We start from the raw sequence: 18,197 nt of genomic DNA, 5'->3' as shown, positions 1-18,197 counted from the left end.
ATCGCGCACCTTGCCAGCGCCGGGCCGGGGGGCGGCGCATCCGGCCTTTGAGCCTGGGCGCTTTATGGTTGCCATGTACATCTGCGCTCGACGCTGAGTAACAGCGGCAGCCAAAGCGCCGGCCCATGGGGCCGGACCGGCGCTGGCAAGGCGGCCGCCAGTGGCGGCCTTGATTCCTTGCCATGGAAAGAATCTGCCGTTCGCTTGGTTCGGCGAGGTGATCGCGTTCCAAGCGCATTCGCTGAACGGGCGGACGCGCCATACCCCTGCCCGGCGCTGGCACTGCGGTACCCGGCCCTCCTGTGATGCAAAGGTCGGCCCCGCGGGACCGCCCTTTCGCTTGTCGCAACCCTTGTCGCCCCTACCGCGCCATCGCCTTGTGCAGCGGGATGGTCACGTCGAAGGTCAGACCCCAGGCTCCGAAATCCTTGCGCCCGATCCCGTCGTAGGTGCCGCCAAAGCTGAACCGCGATCCCCCTTCCGACGTCCAGTCGACCCCGGCCTTGATCCGGCCGCGCCAGCCTTCGGTCGCGGCCGTGTCCGGCTCGGTCAGCGTGACCCCGTCGGTGTCGCCCATGTTGTAGATCGCATCGAGGCTGAAATACGGCGAATAGGGGATGCCGCTGGCGCTTTCGAATTCGCCGGTGAAGGTCGGCCCCAGCTTGATCTGCCCCAGCGACACGGTCTGGCTGGGGATGCTGACACCCAGGCTGTCGACATAGCTGTCCTGCGTTTCCTCGAAATACGAGAAGCTGGCAGAGGGCCGGATGGTCCAGTTGCCTTTCTCGAATTCGCCGGTCAACGACGCCATGGCCATCCAGCGGGTGGTGTCGAGATCATCCGTGTAGGTGTTGAACGGGCTGATCTCGTTGCTGGACCGACCGGCGGCGATGCGCCCGTCGAAATAGAGGTTCGGGGCGATCCGCGCCGTGACATAGGGCCCGGCCATCCAACCCCGGCCCTCGACCGTAGTGCCGCTTCCGGCATCCTCCATATCGTCGAGCTGCACCAGCGCGCCCACCAGTACATTCTCGGTCAGCAGATAATCGGCGCCCAGATAGGCGATGCCGAAATGGCCCTTGCCATCCGATCCCGCGTCAAAGCGCTTGTACTGCGCCTCGAACCAGACGTCGAACCGGTGGTTGTCGACCCTGCGCGACGCATCCACGCCGTCATGCGCCATCAGGAAGTTGGCATGCGCCTCCTGCATCTGCACAAGCGAGGTGGAGAACTGGAAGTTCTGCCCGCCCGACGCCTTGAGCGTGAAGGGCAGCATCGACCCCAGGTCGCCGTTGCTGAAGTTCAGCACCCGCGATCCGCCGAAGCCCCGGTTGAGCCGCGCAAAGCGCCGGTTGGGCGAGGGTTCGGAGGACAGGATCAGGTCCGCCCGCTTCGTCAGGAAGCGGTTGATCGCATCCACCGTGCGCTGCCGCGATTCCACCGATGTCACGGTACAGACGACCGTTTCCAGCGGATCGATGTTCAGCGTGATCTCGCCGTTTCGGGCGTCGCCCACGCTGTCGTCGTCGTTGCAGGTGATCTTGATGTTGCCGACGCCGTCGGGCGCGACGAGGCTCAGCAGGTGCGAGCCCACCGGCACCTTGATCGGCCCCCGCCGGCCCTTTCCGCCCGCGGTGGTGATGACGAAGTTGAGCGCGGGCACCGAAGAGCTGTAGGCATACTCGCCGTCGAAATCGGTGTCCTGCACGATGGTGACGTTCCCGGTGGTGGCCGGAACCACCTCGAGCGCGCCGCGCGCCGTGCCGCTGGTGCCCAGCGACGAGCTCTGCACCTCGACGGTGTTGTCATAGGTCCCAACAATGGACGAGGTGACCTGCGCGCTCAGGCGGCAGCTGTCGCCCGCGGCCAGGGTCGCGTCCTCAAGGCTCAGCTCGGACCCGCCGTCCGCGCCGCCGACGATGCCCATCGGGCAGGTCGTGGTCACGTTGGCTGGTGTCGCCAGCGTCACCCCCTCGGGCAGCGTGTCGCGGATACCGATATCCGTCGCCTCGACCCCGGCCGGGTTGCTGAGCGTGATGCTCAGCAGCGAGGTCTGGGTCTGCTCGATCTCCGCCGGGCTGAAGGCCAGCGCGACGTTGAGCGGATCGGACGGCACGATGATCAGCGGCGCCTCGGCGGGCGGGCTGGCCGCATCCGACACGCCCAGGGTCGAGCCCTGGTTGACCGTGACGTTAGTGGCGCTGACCGATCCGGTGATCAGCACTTCGGCACTGACCGTACAAATAGCCCCCGGCTCGACCGTGCCGCCCGCAAAGGTCAGCAGCGTGTCACCCACCCCGCCCGTCAAGACCGGGCTGCCGCAGGCGGCATCGGCCACCGGCGCGCCGGCCAGCTCCATCCCCGCGGGGAACGGATCCTCGAAGGTTACGCCGGTCGCGCTCTGGAAGGTGTTGGGGTTCTCGATGGTGATCGCCAGGCCGATGGTTTCGCCCTGCACCGCCGTCGAGGTGTCGAACGCCTTGCCAAAGACCAGCGGCACCGCGGCTTCGACCGTGACGGTGGCGCTCGCAGGCGCGCTGGCCCCCAGCGACGAGGTCTGGTTGCTGGTGGTGTTCACCAGCTCTCCGACCCCGGTCAGGACCACGTCGGCGGTCACTTCGCAGACCGCGTCAGGCGCGATGCTGCCCGCGCTGAGGGCAAGGCCGCCCTCGCCCGCCGCACCGGTCAGCACCGCGTCACCGCAGGCCTCGGTGGCCACGGGGGCCGCGCCCAGAACCATGCCCGCGGGGAAGACGTCGTCGATGACCACGTCGGTCGCGGGCTGGAACGGGTTGGGGTTGGCCAGGGTGATCGTCAGCCCGACGGTTTCGCCCTGCGTCGCAGAGGCGACACCAAAGGCCTTGGTCACGGTCAGCACCTCGGGCTCTGCCACGGTGATCGTCGCGGTGGCGGCAATGCTGTCGCCCAGCGACGAGGTCTGGTTGCTGGTCACGTTGGTCAGCTCACCCGGCTGGGTCAGCTGCACCTGGGCGGTGACGGTACAGACCGCATCCGGCGCGATGGTCCCGCCAGCCAGGGCAAAGGATGCATCCCCCGCCGTGCCGGTCAGGGCCGGCGTGCCGCAGGCGGCATCGGCCTGCGGTGCTGCGGCGAGGATCATGCCGACCGGGAACACATCCTCGACCGTCACATCGGTCGCGGTGCCCTCGTCGTTGGGATTGCGCAGGGTGATGCTCAGGCCCACGGTCTGGCCCGCAAGGGCGGTTTCCACGTCGAACGCCTTGGTCAGCAGCAGCACGTTCGCGGCGGCCACATCGACCTGCGCCCGCGCCGCTTCGCTGTCGCCCAGCGACGAAGACTGGCTGAGCGTTTCATTGACCAGCAGGCCCGAACCGGTGAGCAGGACCGTGGCCGACAGGGTACAGACCGCCCCGGGGGCGACGCTGCCGTCGGCCAGGGTGATCGCCTGATCGCCGGGCTCACCGCCCAGCACGGGGTTGCCGCAGGCGGCATCCGCCTCGGGGGCGGTGGCCAGGACCATGCCGTTCGGGAACACATCCTCGAGCGTCACGTCCGTGGCCCCGACAAAGCTGTTGGGGTTCTCGAACGCGATGCTCATCCCGATGGTCTGACCCTGCACGGCGGTGTCGACGTCAAAGGCCTTGGTCAGCAGCAGCACCTGCGATGCGGCGACGGTCACGCTGGCACTGGCGGCCAGGCTATCACCCAGCGACGAGGTCTGGTTGCTGGTGACATTGGTCAGCTCGCCCGCCGCGGTCAGCAGCACATCCGCCGTGACCTGACAGGTCGCGCCGGCAATGATCGCGCCGTCGGCAAAGCCGAAGCCCGCGTCGCCCTGCGCACCGGTCAGGACCGGCTCGCCACAGGCGGCGTCGGCCACGGGGGCCGAGACCAGGACCATGCCGTCGGGGAAGGCATCGTCAAAGCCCACATCCGTCGCGGTGGCAAAGCTGTTGCCGTTGTTCAGCGTTATGGTCAGGCCGATGGTCTGCCCCTGCGCCGCGGCTTCGGTGTCGAACGATTTGGTCAGGGTCAGCGGCGCGATCGGCGTCACGGTGACGGTCGCGCTGGCCGCCAGACTGTCGCCGAAGGACGAGGTCTGGTTGCTGGTGACGTTGGTCAGCGTGCCCGACCCCGTCAGCCGCACCGTCGCCGTCACTGTACAGGTGGTTTCCGGGGCGATGCTGCCACCCGAAAGGCTCAGCCCCGCCGCGCCCTCCGCGCCGGTCAGAACCGCGCCGCCACAGGCGGCATCGGCCTGCGGAGCGCTGGCCAGAACCATGCCCCCGGGGAACACATCGTCAAAGGCCACGCCGGTCGCGGTCTCGAAGGTGTTGAGGTTCTGGACCGCGATGCTCATCCCGATGATCTGGCCCTGCTCTGCGGTATCGACGTCGAACGCCTTGCTCAGCAGCAGCACATCGGTGGGGCTGACGCGGATCGAGGCCGAGGCCGGGGCGCTCGCGCCCAGGGACGAGCCCTGATCGCTGGTCGTGTTGGTCAGCTCACCCGCGCCGGTCACCACGACATCCGCCCGCACGAGGCAGAGCGCGCCGGGCGCAATCGTGCCGCCGGACAGGCTGAAGGCGGCATCGCCGAGCGCCCCGTCGATCCGGACGGGTCCGCAATCCTCGTCCGCCGCGGGGATGGAGCCCAGCACCATGCCGTCGGGGAAGGCATCGGTCAGGGTCACGTCGGTGGCGGTGGCAAAGGTGTTCGGGTTCTCCAGCGTGATCACCAGTTCGACGATTTCGCCCTGCACGGCGGTCTCTGCGGCAAAGAGCTTGGTCACGCGCAGCACCTCGCCTCCCGTCACCGCGATAGAGGCCGAGGCAGGCGCGCTCGCGCCCAGCGACGAGGTCTGGTTGCTGGTGACGTTGGTGAGCTGGCCCGCGCCCGTCAGTTCGACATTCGCGATGACCGTGCAAAGCCCGCCGGGCGCCACTGCGCCCCCCGCAAAGCCAAAGCCCGCATCGCCGGTCGCGCCGGTCAGCGTCGGGCTGCCACAGGCCGCGGTGGCCTGCGGCACCGACGCCAGGACCATGTCGGCCGGGAAGTTGTCGTCAAAGGCCACATCGCTGGCCGCGGCGAAGGGGTTGGGGTTCTCAACGGTGATCGTCAGGCCGATGACCGCGCCCTGATCCGCCTCGTCCGTCGCAAAGCTCTTGGACAGGATCAGCGTCTGGTTTTCCGCGACGGTGATCTGCGCCGTGGCGGCGAGGCTGTCACCCAGGGACGACGACTGGTTGCTGGTGGTGTTGGTGAGCGTGCCGGTCCCGACCAGCCGCACCTCGGCCGATACGGTGCAGAGATCGCCCGGCGCGATGGACCCGCCGACAAAGCCAAAGCCCGCATCGCCCGCAGCACCGGTCAGCGCGGGGCTGCCGCAGGCCGCGTCTGCGGACGGGACCGAGGCCAAAACCATGCCTTCGGGGAAGGCATCGTCAAAGACCACATCCGTCGCCGTCTCGAACGCGTTGGGGTTCTGCAGCGTGATGGTCAGGCCGACCACGGCCTCTTGCGCGGCTTCGGTCGCGTCAAACGACTTCGACAGCAGCAGGACATTGGACGCGGTCACGCTGACCGCGTCGCTGGCCGCCGCACTGTCGCCCAGCGACGAGGTCTGGTTGCTGGTGACGTTGGTCAGCTCACCCGAGCCGGTCAGGCGCACATCCGCCGTGACGGTACAGACCGCGCCCGCGGCGATCACGCCACCGGCAAAGCCAAAGCCCGCATCGCCCGCAGCGCCGGTCAGGGCCGGGCTGCCACAGGCCGGGTCAGCCGCGGGGGCCGAGGCAAGGACCATGCCCGCGGGGAAGACATCGTCGAAGGCCACGGCGGTCGCATCGACCAGGGTGTTGGGGTTGGTGAGCGTGATGCTCAGCCCGATCGTCTGGCCCTGCACGGCGCTGTCGGTGGCAAAGGTCTTGGTCAGTTGCAGCGCCGCCGCAGGGGTGACGGCCACGGTGGCGCGACCCGGCGCGCTGGCGCCCAGCGACGAGGTCTGATTGCTGGTCACGTTGGTCAGTTCGCCCGATCCGGTCAGGGTGACCTGCGCAGTCACGGTACAGGTGCCGCCGGCCGCGATCACGCCGTCGGCAAAGCCGAAGCCGCTGCCATCCGGCGCCGCCGTCAGCACGGCGCTGCCGCAGGCCGCGTCGGCCACGGGGTCCGACGCCAGGATCATGCCCGCCGGGAACGCGTCGTCAAAAGCGACATCACTCGCGGCCTGGAAAGTGTTGGGGTTCGCGACCGTGATGGTCAGACCGATGGTCTCGCCCTGATCGGCGGTGTCGGACGCAAAGCTTTTCGTCAGCAGCAGGGTGCCCGCCGGGGTGACCGAAATGGTGGCGCTGGCCGGGGCGCTGATGCCCAGCGACGACGCCTGATCACGGGTGGTGTTGGTCAGCGTGCCCGATCCGGTCAGCAGCACCTCGGCCGTCACGGTGCAGACCGCGCCCGGCGCCAGCGTCCCGCCGCTGAGGACAAAGCCCCCCTCTCCGGCCAGCGGGTCGATGACTGCGGGTCCGCAAGCGGCATCGCCTTCGGCCAGGGTGGCAAGGGTCATGCCATCGGGCAGAAGGTCGGTCACCGTCACGTCGCTGGCGGCCTGGAAGGCGTTGGGGTTCTCGAGCGTGATGGTCAGGCCGACGCTCTGACCCTGCACCGCCGATGTGGCGGCAAAGGTCTTGGTGACGATCATCGGATCCGCCGGTGTGACCGTCACGCTGGCCGAGGCCGCAGCGCTGTCGCCCAGCGACGAGGTCTGGTTGCTGGTTTCATTCACCAGCACATCGGTGCCGGTCAGCAGCACGGACGCGGTGACGGTGCACAGCGCGCCGGGGGCAATCGTGCCACCGGCAAAGCCGAGCGCGCCGTCGCCCACTGCGCCGGTGAGCACGGGCGCGCCGCAGGCGGCATCCGCCACCGGCACAGACGCCAGTTCCATGCCCGCGGGCAGCACGTCGTCAAAGGCCGCCGCGGTGGCGGGCACAAAGCCGTTGGGGTTTTCCAGCGTGATCGTCAGGCCGATCACCTGCCCTTGCAAGGCGGTGTCTGTGTCGAACGTCTGGGCCACGGTCAGCGGCACGGTCGGGCTGACCTCGATGCTGGCGCTGGCGGGTTCGCCCGTCGGCACGTTGAAGCCCGTGGGCGCGGTCGTGGTGTTGACCAGCGTACCGGACCCACTCAGCAGGACGTTCGCGGTGATCCGGCAGGTCGCCCCCGGCTGCATAGAGCTTCCTTCGAGCACGATGTCGGTCGGCTCGGGTGCGCGCGTATCGGTCAAGCCGCAGGCGTCATCAAACACAGGCGTGCCGACAAGCTCCATCCCGTCGGGAAGGTCGTCGCGGATCTGCGCGTTGCCGGCCACGAGGACGGTGTTGGGGTTCAGCACGGCGATCTGCAGCTGCACGGTCTGCCCCTGCTCGGCCACGGCGGGGTCAAAGCTCTTGGACGCCTGCAGCGGCAGGGCCTGCGCCACGTTGATCGTCGCGGTCGCGGGGGCGCTGTCGCCCAGGGACGATGTCTGTTGCGTGGTCGTATTCGTCAACTCGCCGAAGGGAGAGCCGGTGAGGCTCACGCTGGTCGTCACGGTGCAGGTCGCGCCCGGCTCGATCCGGCCACCGGTCAGTCCGAACACGCTGCCGCCCGTGTCACCGCTGAGCGTGGGGCTGCCGCAGCCCGCATCCGCCACGGTGTCGGAGGCCTGGGACATGCCCGCAGGGAGCATGTCGGTCAGCACGACGTCGGTCGCTTCGAGGAAGGTGTTCGGGTTCTCGATGGTGATGGTCAGGCCGACCACCTCGCCCGGGAGGGCGGTTTGCTGGTCGAACGCCTTGTTGAAGACCAGCGTATCGCCCGGCGTGACGTTCAGCGTCGCAAGCGCGCCTTCGTTGTCGCCCAGCGATGTCGACAGCCCGTAGATGATGTTGTCAATGGTGCCCGACTGCGTCGCCCGCACGTCAAAGCGGACCTCGCAGGTTTCGCTATCGGGAACGACACCGTCGCTGAAGGTGACAAGGCTGCCGCCAGGGACTGCGTCGATGGTGCCCGCCGCACAGGTGGTTTCGGCATTGGCCGGATCGGCGACGATCATGCCCGCGGGCAGATTGTCCTCGAACGTCGCAGCCTCGGCATCGACGAGTGCGTTTTCGTTGTTGATGGCGACGATCACCCGGGCCGTCTGGCCCTGCACGACGTTGGACACATCGAAGCGTTTGGTCAGGAACGGCAGAGGCGCATTCACGACCGAGATCGTGTCGCTGGCCGTGCCCGAGGCGCCAAGGCTCGTGACCAGGGGATCGGTGGTGTTCTCGGACAGGCCTGCCTCCACGTAGCGCAGACCGACCGTGACCTCACAGCTCGACAAGGCCGGCACCGTGCCACCCACGTATGACAGGCTGCCCGCCCCGACCGGGGCGGTCAGCGTGCCGCCGGTACAGGTGGTATTGGCCACCGCGCCCGGTGCGACGGACACCCCCGACGGGAAGGTATCGGACAGTTGCACGTCCTCGGCCGGAAGCGCAGAGCCGGTGTTGTCGATGGTCAGCGTCAGCGTGCTGACGCCGCCCTGATCGACAAATTCGCTGTCACCCAGCGATTTCGTCAGGACCGGCGACGGCGCTGCCGTCACGGTCAGCGATGCGGCGGCAGGCGCGCTGTCGCGCAGCGTGCTTTGCAAAGGTTCGGACAGGTTGTCGGCCTGCCCCACCTGGACCGATGTGACATCGACCGACACGGTGCAGGTCTGCCCCGCGGCGACGGACCCGTCGGTATAGGCAAAGCTGGTTCCCGCCGGATCGGCGACGAAGGTGCCCCCCGTGCAGGTCGTCGCGGTGTTGGGATCGGCCGCGATCACGAGGCCCGCGGGGAACGTGTCGTTCAGGCGCATCTCTTCGGCGGCGATCAGCGCCCCGCCGTTGTCGATGGTGAAGGTCAGGGTCGACACCTCGCCCTGTGCGATCTGCACGGGATCGAACGCCTTGGTGAAGCCCGGTGTCGGCGCATCGAGGATGGTGATCGACGCAGAGGCCGCGGGCACGAGGCCCAGCGACGTCGGCATCGCTTCGGTCTGGTTCTGCGCCAGGCCCACGACATCCGAGGTTACATCGACCGTGATTTCACAGACTCCCCCCGCCGGAACGGTGCCGCCAGAGTAGAGAATGCCGCCGTCGCCCAGGTTGGCTGTCAGGCTGCCGCCGACACAGGTCGTGCCGGTCCTACCCTCGGCGCCAGACCCCGCGCCGGTCGCCGCCGTAGCCACAACCATGCCCGCCGGGAAGATATCGGTGAGGGAGATGTTGGTGGCCGGAACCAGCGCGCCGCTGTTGTCGATGGTCAGGGTCAGTTGCGTGATGTCACCCTGCACCATGCTCGGGACGCCGAAGGATTTGCTCAGCGTCGGCGCGGGCGCCGCGGTCACCACGACCGACGCGCTTGCCGTCCCGCTTTGACCCAGCGAGCTTTGCAGCGGTCCCGAAACGTTGTCGGCCGTGCCCACGACCGTCGAGGCGACGTTGACCTGCACGGTACAGACCGTGCCCGCCGCGACCTGGCCGTCCGACATCTGGATCGCTGCCGCGCCCGTTGGCGCAGAGATGTTGGTCTGCGTACAGTCGGTCGTGAGGCCCGGGTTGGCCGCGACGGTCATGCCCGCGGGGAAGGAATCGATGAACGACAGGCTCGTCGCCGGGATCGCGGCGGCCGAGTTGTCGATGGTGAAGGTCAGCGTCGTGACCTCGCCCTGCACGATGCTGCCGGCGCCAAAGACCTTGGAGAAACCCGGGATCGGCGCCGGGGTGATCTCGATCGACGCGGTTGCGGGCGGGCTGTCGCCGATCCGGCTGGCCTGAAGATCGGAGGTGACATTGTTGGCGATCCCGGCCCGGGTCGACACCACGTCGATGCCGACCTGGCAGGACTCCCCTGCCGCCAGATCCGGGGCGCGGAACTGGAAGAAGGTGTTGCTCGTGGTCGGAATCGCGAAGCTGCCCCCGGTACAATCGGTCTGCGGGTCCGGGTCGTCGGCAAGGGTCATGCCCGCCGGAAACCGGTCCTCGAAGAACAGCGCCCCGGTCCCGATCAGCGCCGCCGAATTGTCGATGGTGAAGATCAACGTCGTCACCACGCCCTGCGGTACCGATGCGTCGTCGAAGACCTTGGTAAAGAGCGGCAGCGGCGCCGCGTTGACCTGCAAGGTGGCGGTCGCCGGATCGCTGGTGCCCAAAGAGCTTTGCAGGTTCAAGCTGACGTTGTCATAGGTCCCGACCTGCGTGCTCGTCACATCGACCGCGATGGTGCAGGTCGCTCCTGCCGCGACAGCCCCGCCGCCCACAAAGGCCACGCCGAAATCATCCGGCGGCGCGACGACCGTTCCGCCGGTGCAGGTAGAGGTCGCATTCGGGACGGACGCAATGACCAGGCCGTCGGGGAAATTGTCCGCGAAGTTGAGGTTCGTGGCCGCGATCAACGCCTGGCTGTTGTCGATGGTGAAGGTCAGCGTCGTGACCCCGCCCTGCGGGATGGCGGCATCGGCAAAGGCCTTGCTGAAGCCCGGCGCCGGGGCGCGCGTCACCTCGAGAGAGGCCGAGGCCAGCGGCGCATTGCCCAGCGACGTCTGAAGCTGCGAGGATTCGTTGAGCGCGGTGCCCACTTCGACGGCCGTGACCGTGACCGCGATTTCGCAGGTGGCACCGGCGGCGATTTCGCCCGCGCTGAAGCTGATGAAGTTTCCGCCCGGGGTCGCGCTCAGCGTGCCGGCGTCACAGGTCTGTGACGGCGTGCCGGTGGCCGCGACGGTCATGCCCGAGGGCAGAACGTCGGTAAACTGCATGGCTGTGGCGGGGACCAGCGACCCGGAATTGTCGATGGTAAAGGTCAGGTCCGTGGTGTCGCCCTGCACGATACTGGTGGCCGCAAAGGCCTTGGCAAAGCCGGGTGTCGGCGCGGGCTCCACGATCAGTTGCGACAATGGCGCGGCCAGGAATTCAGCGTTCGCACCGGTGTAGACGTAGTTCAGAGGCCGCGACGGGGCCTGGTAGGTGCCGTCCGATGGCGCGGTGACATTGAACCGCACCTCGCAGCTGTCCCCGGCGGCCAAGGTGCCGGTGATGTCGACATTGCCCACCGAGGGCGAGGTCACCGACGCGCCGCAAGTGCTGCTGGACGCGAAAGGCGTTGTCAGTTCCAGGGACGGATGCAGCACCTCGTTGATCTCGAACGCCATGTCGACGGCGCTGGCCGTGTTGGTGATCTCGAACACCAGATCGCTGGTGCCGCCTTGGGCAATCGTCGCGGGCGACGCCGACAGGTCGTAACCCGGCGCGGGCGGCGCTGTCGCGACAAGCTGCGTTGCGGCACTGCCGGAGGAGCCGAGCGTCGAACTGACGTCCGCGACCTGCACGGTGCGGTTGCCGATCAAGAGCGGAACGATGTCCGTGCTGAAGGTACAGCTTTGCCCCGCAGGCACGGAATACCCCGAGAATGTGTAGGCCGCGCCGCCGGTGCCGCCGCTTACGGTCCCGGGGGCCCCGACGCAGGTGGTGGTAAAGCCGAAGGGCTGCGCCGGAACGGCATCAACGCCGAAATCGTTCGGAATGCGGATCGAGATGTTTTCAGCCGGGACGAGCGCGCCAGAGTTGTTGATGGTCAGCGTGACGGTCGTGGGGGTGCCGATCTCGACCGAGGCCGGATTGGCGGCCAGCGAAATCACCGGCGCCGGCGCGGGATCGACGGCGAGCGTGGCGCTCGAGGTGCCGGAATTGCCCGAGGACGAGGTCAGATCGGCGGTGGTGTTGACAAAGCTGCCCTGCACCGCCGAGGTGACATCGACCTGCACGGTGCACAGGCTGCCCGCCGCGACGCTGCCGCCGCTATAGCCGACGGAGCCGCTGCCGACCGGGAAACTGCCCGTACCGCCGGTACAGGTGGTGGACCCGTTGGTCGGCGCTGCGATGACCACGTTTGCGGGCAGATTGTTGAGGAAACTCAGCCCGGTGGCGGGCAAGGCAGAGGCCGTGTTGTCGATGGTATAGGTCAGCGTCGATACCCCGCCCTGCACGATCGTGGCCGGGGCAAAGACCTGGGTGAAGGTTGGCGCGGGTTCGATCACCAGATTGGCGCTGGCCGCGGCAGAGCGTTCCAGGCCGCCCTGGGTCAAGGGGCTCGAGATGACCGGATAGGTGCCGGCCGCGGCACCCGCGGGCACTCCGAGCGTTGCCACGAAGGTACAGGTTCCGCCCGGGGCTACCGACCCGCCCGTGAAGGTCAGGAACGAGGTGCCGGTCAAGCTCGACGATGCGCCGCATGGGTTTGCATCGACCGAGATCAGCACAAGACCAGACAGCGCCGCATCCAGATCCTGGGTGAACGCGAGGTCGGTCACATCGACAGTGGACGGATTGATGATGGAGACCTCCAGCCCGACGGTGCCGGTGGCGGTGCTGGGGCCGGTGAAGCTCTGGAAAAACCGCAGCGCGGTGGGGTCGGCCACGCGCACCTCGGCACGGGCGGGTTCTGCCCCGACGGTCCCGGTGCCGATCCTCCCGGTCAATGCAGAGGTCACGTTGGTTTTGGTCCCTGCCGACGCATTTGCGGGCGTTCTGACAAAGGCGGTGATCTGGCAGGTGCTGCCTGCCGCCACGGCGATGTTGCCCAGGAACAGGGCCGTGGTGTTCAGGCCCGAAGATGTGGGCGTTCCGCAACTGCCGTTGATGATAAGGTTCGGACCGAAGACCGCGCCCGTCAACATGGAGGAGAGGTCGTCGGTGAATGCGATATCCGTCACCGGCAGGGCACCCGGATTTTCGATGGTGAAGACCAGCCCGACCTCACTGTCCGGATTGACGGCGTCGGCGGCGAAGGCCTTGCTGAATACCAGCGGCGATGCATTCACCACGAGCCGGTCAAACGCGCCCGGCACGTTTTGCGAGCTACCGCCAACGCTCACCGCAAGGATCGTACTGGTGCTCGAATAGATGCCGTCGGGCGCATTTGCGGGAACGCTGAGGGGAATGTCGATCACACAGCTGCCCGCCGCCGGAATCGACCCGCCGGTATAAGTTAGGGACGTCGTCCCGCTGGCAGTGCCGCCGCAGGTGTCGGAGAGCGGCGCCCCCGACCTTTGCAAGCCCGGCAGGGCGCCGCTCAGGTTGTCGCTAAAGAAATTGATCGTGGCCGCGCTTGTCGCAGATGTGTTTTCAAGCGTGTACCGCAGCGATATCTGCGCCCCGGGGGCGGTCGGCGAGCCCACGAATTCCTTGCTGAACAGCACGGTTTCGGTCGGCAGGATCTGCAGCGTGTCGGTCGCGGGGGCGCTGACCTGCAGCGATCCGGGGTTTTCAAACACGGGGCCGGCGGTGTTCGTGAAAATGCCGCTGTTGCCCGTGCCCAGGGTAACGGTGGTTTCGATGGCGCAGGACGCGCCCAGGGCAAGGCCGACACCCGACACGTCGATCTGCGTGGTCCCCACGCCGGTGACCGATCCGCCGCAATCGTTGCTGTCCACGCTGGCCAGAACCGTTCCGGTCAGGAACGCCGCAAGATCGTCCGAGAACGACAGGTTGCTGGCCGCCGCGGTCGATTCCGCCGAGGGCGACAGTTCAAAGCGCAGCCCGACCTGATCGCCCTCCTGAGCAATCGACTGGTCAAAGCTCTTGGACAGCTCGATCGCGATTCCGCCACCGATGACAAAGGTGTCGCTGCCCCCCTCTCCGGTCACTGTCAAACCGCCGTAAGACGCGGTCGCCGGACCGGAGGTCAGCGTCACCGGTCCGGGCGATGCATCGGCCGGGATGTTGATGCTTGCGGAAAACGTGCAGGTGTCGCCGGTCTGCCCGCTGGCCGCAAGTGACGCGCCAGACAATATGAACCCAACCTCTTCGGGTCCGGGCGAGGAGCTGAAACCAAAGGTCACAAAGCTCAGGGTGCCGGTGCCGCAGGGGCTGCTGGGAATCGTGTTTGCCGTCGTCGTGCCAGGAAGTGCCGTGCCGAAATTGAACTCAAAGCCGGCGTCGGTGGTCGCCGCTGCTGTGCCGGCATTGGTCAGGGTAAAGTCGATTGATGCGACACCGCCGATATCGGCATCCGAGATGGTGAAGGACAGCGACGGAAAACCGGTGCGCACCTGCAGGCTGGTGGTCGCCGGATCGCCGGTCACCGCCCCTGCCGGAAAGGTGCCGCTCAGGCCGCTGACGGTGTTGGTATACGTTCCTGCCGCAGCCGCCGCCGGAATCGCGACGTTGATGACGACCTCGCAGCTGCTGTCCGGGCCAAGACTTCCGCCTGCAAAGGAAAAATTGCCCGTGCCCAGACCGAAAGCGCTGCCGCCGCAGCCGGTCGAGACCAGATTGGTCGCGACTGCCCCGCTCAGCATGGCATCAAGATCGTCGGAAAATTCCAGACCGGTCGCGGATTCGGTGCGGCTGACGTTGCGCAGCGTGAAGGTCAGCTCACTCGAGCCGCCTGCCGTCACCGGGTTTGTCGCAAAGTCCTTGCTGATCGACAGCTGTGCCGCGGGCTGACGAGACGTCAGGCCGGCCGTCGCGGGGCCGACCGTTCCGCTGCTGGTGGAAAGGCTACTGGTTGTCGTGACAGCCGACCCAACCTGTAGGGCCTGAACGTCAACGCTGACTGTGCAGCTTTCGCCAGGAAGCAGAATTTCGAATCCGGGCGCGGAAAAGCCGTTGGCGAAAAAAGTGAGCAAAGACCCGCCGGGATCGACGGTAAGGTTGGCCGGTCCGAGAGACGATTCACAGGTGCTGCTGGCGTTTGGCGTGTCAGCAAAGCGCAGCGACGACGGCAGAGAATGATTGAACGAAAGAGTGGCCTGGCTGGTCTGGCTGGTATTTTCGATCAGATAGGTCAGCGTGGTGACATCGCCCACAGGCAGGGCGTCCGGCGAAAACGCCATCGAGAACAGCGGCAATGTGGTCGACACGTTCAGCGCGGGAACCGTTGTCGATCCGCTGTTGCCTAGTGACGATGTCAGCTGTCCCGTCAGGTGCGACGGCACACTGACATTGGCGGTGACGTTGACCGTGACGCTACATTCGGTGTTCGCGCCGACGGCCCCGTTCGACAGGGAAAGCTGCGTGCCGCTGATGGTCAGATCGGTCGTCACGCGGGGATCGCGGCAATCGGTTTGCGGGTTCGCGGGCGACGCGAAGGTCATGCCGTTGGGCAGGTTGTGGGTAAAGGCAAGTCCGGTCGCCGGTTCGCCTAAATTTTCGATCGTGTAGGTGATCTCGGCCACGCCGCCGGCGCTGATCGTGCTCGGTTCGATCGTCGCATCGAAGACAGGCGGGACCTGCGCCTGCGCTGTGTCTGCAAATGCGACAGAACCGATCGCCGCGATCACGGCCCCTTTGATGAAAGCCGGAACCGACATCGACCAGAACTTCATTGCACTATCCCCGATAGAGTTCTTTTTATTGTCCGTCTCGGATTGGCCGATCTGTCGCCGGCGTGATCCGTCATGCCCCAAAAAAGCAGCACCCTGCACAAAAGAGTCTCGGCGAAGACATTGCATGACGTGGGGTTCGCGCGAAGCAGTTCGCGGATTTCCGCTCACATTCAGGTGAGAGCTTGCAAAAATGCGACAGTCCAGCGGGCAGACACACAGCTGGGCTGCGGTCAAAGCCCTGCAATCGTTGCACGGGCGCAACCTGTCGGGGTCTTCGTCTGGGGTCAGGTCTGAAAACCGCGACCGGCTTGACGATATCGCAACCTTTTGGTGATCAGCCCCAACGTCGTCGGGTCAGAGGAAGGCGACGCCCGCGGTGTCCGGCAGGGTGATGTGCATCATGTCCTCGTCGAAGACCTCGAAACTTTTCGTCCAGACGCGGCCCGGCCAGTTGATCTGCAGCGATGCGTGCCGGGGCCTGTAGGCGGCGGTGTAAAGCGTGCCGAAGCCCGAGGAAAACGCCGTCGAATAAAGCGGCGGCTGCAGGAACGACCGGATGAACTTGTCCTGCGTTTCGGGGTGCAGCGTCAGCCGCTGCAGCAGAAAGCGCTGGCGTTCGACCGTGGCGGTAAAGCGCGCGTGGCTGGACCATTCCACCCGCTCCTGATGGTTCGTCGCCACCGCCGCGTTGGTCATAACCGGCGGCCGGTCGGGGGCCAGGTAGGCGGTCAGGTACTGCCGCTGCGCGTCCAGAACAGTGACGTTGTAGCTCATGTGGCAGGGCACGCGGGCCAGCACCTCGCCCGCCTCTTGCGTCGTGGTGCAGGTTTGCAGCACATAGCGCAGGATCAGCGGCACGCCGAACCCGTCGCCGACCTCGCGCCGCCCGCCAAAGGTCAGCGACACCGCGAGACCCGCGTCGTTGATGCCGTCGACCAGCCCGAACAGTCCGTCGCTGGTGCCGATCACGCCCCGCCCCTGCCAGTGGGTGCGCAGCACCACCGCATCGAACGCCTGGGCGCTGTAGTCGTAGTTGCGCACCAGCAGCGGTTCATCCCCCTGCCAGACCGCCTGACTGCAGCCCGACAGGTACCGCGGCGGGCAATAGAAGCTCAGGAACCGCGCCTCGAGATCGCCGCCCCCTGCCCGTTCGCACAGTTCCTCGTAGATCGGGACAAGCTCGGGCATGTGGGTGCGCAGGGCACGGCGGCATTCCAGATAGGTCGGACGCCCCGCCAAACCTTCGCGCGACCACCACTTGCGGTAGGACGGCCAGTATTCGGCAAAGAGCCCGGCCCATTTGGGGCCGGGCTGGTCTTCGTGTATCGCGCGGAACGTCAGAGCCATGCCGCTACATGATCTTGAACGCAGGCTCCTGCAAGGCCTGCGCCGACGGCAGCGGCCGGGCGGAATAGGCATTCTTGATGCCCGCGATCCAGCGCTTGGACTTTTCGGTCAGCTTGAAGCTTTGCGTCATCGACCGGCCCCGGGTCACGAGGATGCCCAGATCGGCCCCTTCATAGCGGTAATCCCCCGCGTTGGAGATTCGCAGGAAGAACGCCTCGTCCTCGGACTCCACCGCGCGGCGGTGATAGTCGAAACGGTCGAACACCACCGACCCGTCGGGCAGCATCTTGTAGATGCCTGACTGCGGCGCGTGGGTGATGATATCGACGTTGTCGTCGGTATGCTTGATCACCATCTGCGACCAGCTGTCGATCATGTCGGGGTTCGACCAGCGGGCGTTGAGCTCTTCGACATCCAGCTTGAAGGGTTTCTTGCTGAATTCCAGCAGATGGAAAAGGAAGAGAGGCGCGTCCGCATGGGCAAAGGCCGCGTGGTTGGTCATCGACGACGCGCCGGTGATGCGCGGGTTGAGCTCGCCCAGCCAGATGTCGCCGGATTTCTTCTCGATCAGGAAATCGAGCTCGAAATACCCCCTATACCCCTCCTTGCGCAGCTGTTCGCCAAACTTGAAGGTCAGTTCGCGCGCCTTCTGCCGGGCCTTGGGCGGGAAGGCGGTCGAGAAGATCTCGTTTCCGCACCAGCCGCCGCGATAGGGCGTGAGTTCGTTGAAGCCCACAAGCTCGGTCATCAGCGGGCCGACGATGGTGCCCTGGCTGGTGCAGCACCCCTCGATCGCCGAGCCGCGGCAGTCGATGCGCTTCATGATCTTGATCTCGCCCTCGCCGACGATCTCGCTCTCGTGCTTGCGGAAATCGGCCTCGGACTTGATGAAGAACGTGGTGTGGCCCGAGTCGCCAAAGGCCGATTGCAGGACCAGGTCATGGCCGATCCCGGCCTTTTCGCAGGTCTTCTGCAGATCCTCGTAGGATTTGACCTCAGCCAGGACGTTGGGCACCGACGGCACCCCCGCCTTGTTGCCGATGCGCACGGTTTCGATCTTGTTGTCCATGCTCTGGCGCAACTTGGCCTTGGGGAACCAGACCTCGCCGCCCAGTTCCTTGGCCAGCTTTTCGGTCTTTTCGTCGAACATCAGGAAGACGAACTTGGGCTTGCCGCCGCGCGCCTTGACCATGTCCACCACGTCCTTGTGCTGGAGCAGGTAGTTGTTGATGTCCTCGATCGACTGGAATTCCTCGTGCGGCAGTTCGCGCGGCACAAAGACGTTCGGGTGGCGCCCGTCAAAGCAATCCATGTAACAGATATACTTGAAATTCTTCACCCATTCATCCAGCCCCAGCAGGTTGAAATTGGTGGCCGAGACGAAATAGACCGGGTCGCTGTTGGTGTGGAAATAGCGCCGGATCTCGGAAATATTGCTGAGTGTTTTCTTAGCCATAGTCTCTTC

Annotated in this window: 2 protein-coding genes and 1 pseudogene; all 3 read right to left on the bottom strand. The window is 66.4% G+C overall.

Going from position 1 to position 18,197, the window contains the following annotated elements:
- Positions 1-361 precede the first annotated feature (361 nt).
- Complete coding sequence (locus ACOXXX_RS04720) at positions 362-15,385, bottom strand: autotransporter outer membrane beta-barrel domain-containing protein (protein ID WP_422825398.1); 15,024 nt, start codon at positions 15,383-15,385, stop codon at positions 362-364.
- A gap of 354 nt (positions 15,386-15,739) precedes the next feature.
- On the bottom strand, positions 15,740-16,732 hold the full coding sequence (locus ACOXXX_RS04715) for a C45 family autoproteolytic acyltransferase/hydolase (protein WP_422825397.1): 993 nt from the start codon (positions 16,730-16,732) through the stop codon (positions 15,740-15,742).
- Between the two features lie 4 nt (positions 16,733-16,736).
- Positions 16,737-18,191 (bottom strand): annotated as a pseudogene (locus tag ACOXXX_RS04710) (biotin carboxylase); the annotation flags it as partial.
- Positions 18,192-18,197: the final 6 nt, after the last annotated feature.

It is taken from the genome of Thalassococcus sp. BH17M4-6 (assembly GCF_049323015.1).
Lineage (GTDB): Bacteria > Pseudomonadota > Alphaproteobacteria > Rhodobacterales > Rhodobacteraceae > Puniceibacterium.
This window is presented reverse-complemented; position numbering and strand designations above follow the sequence as displayed.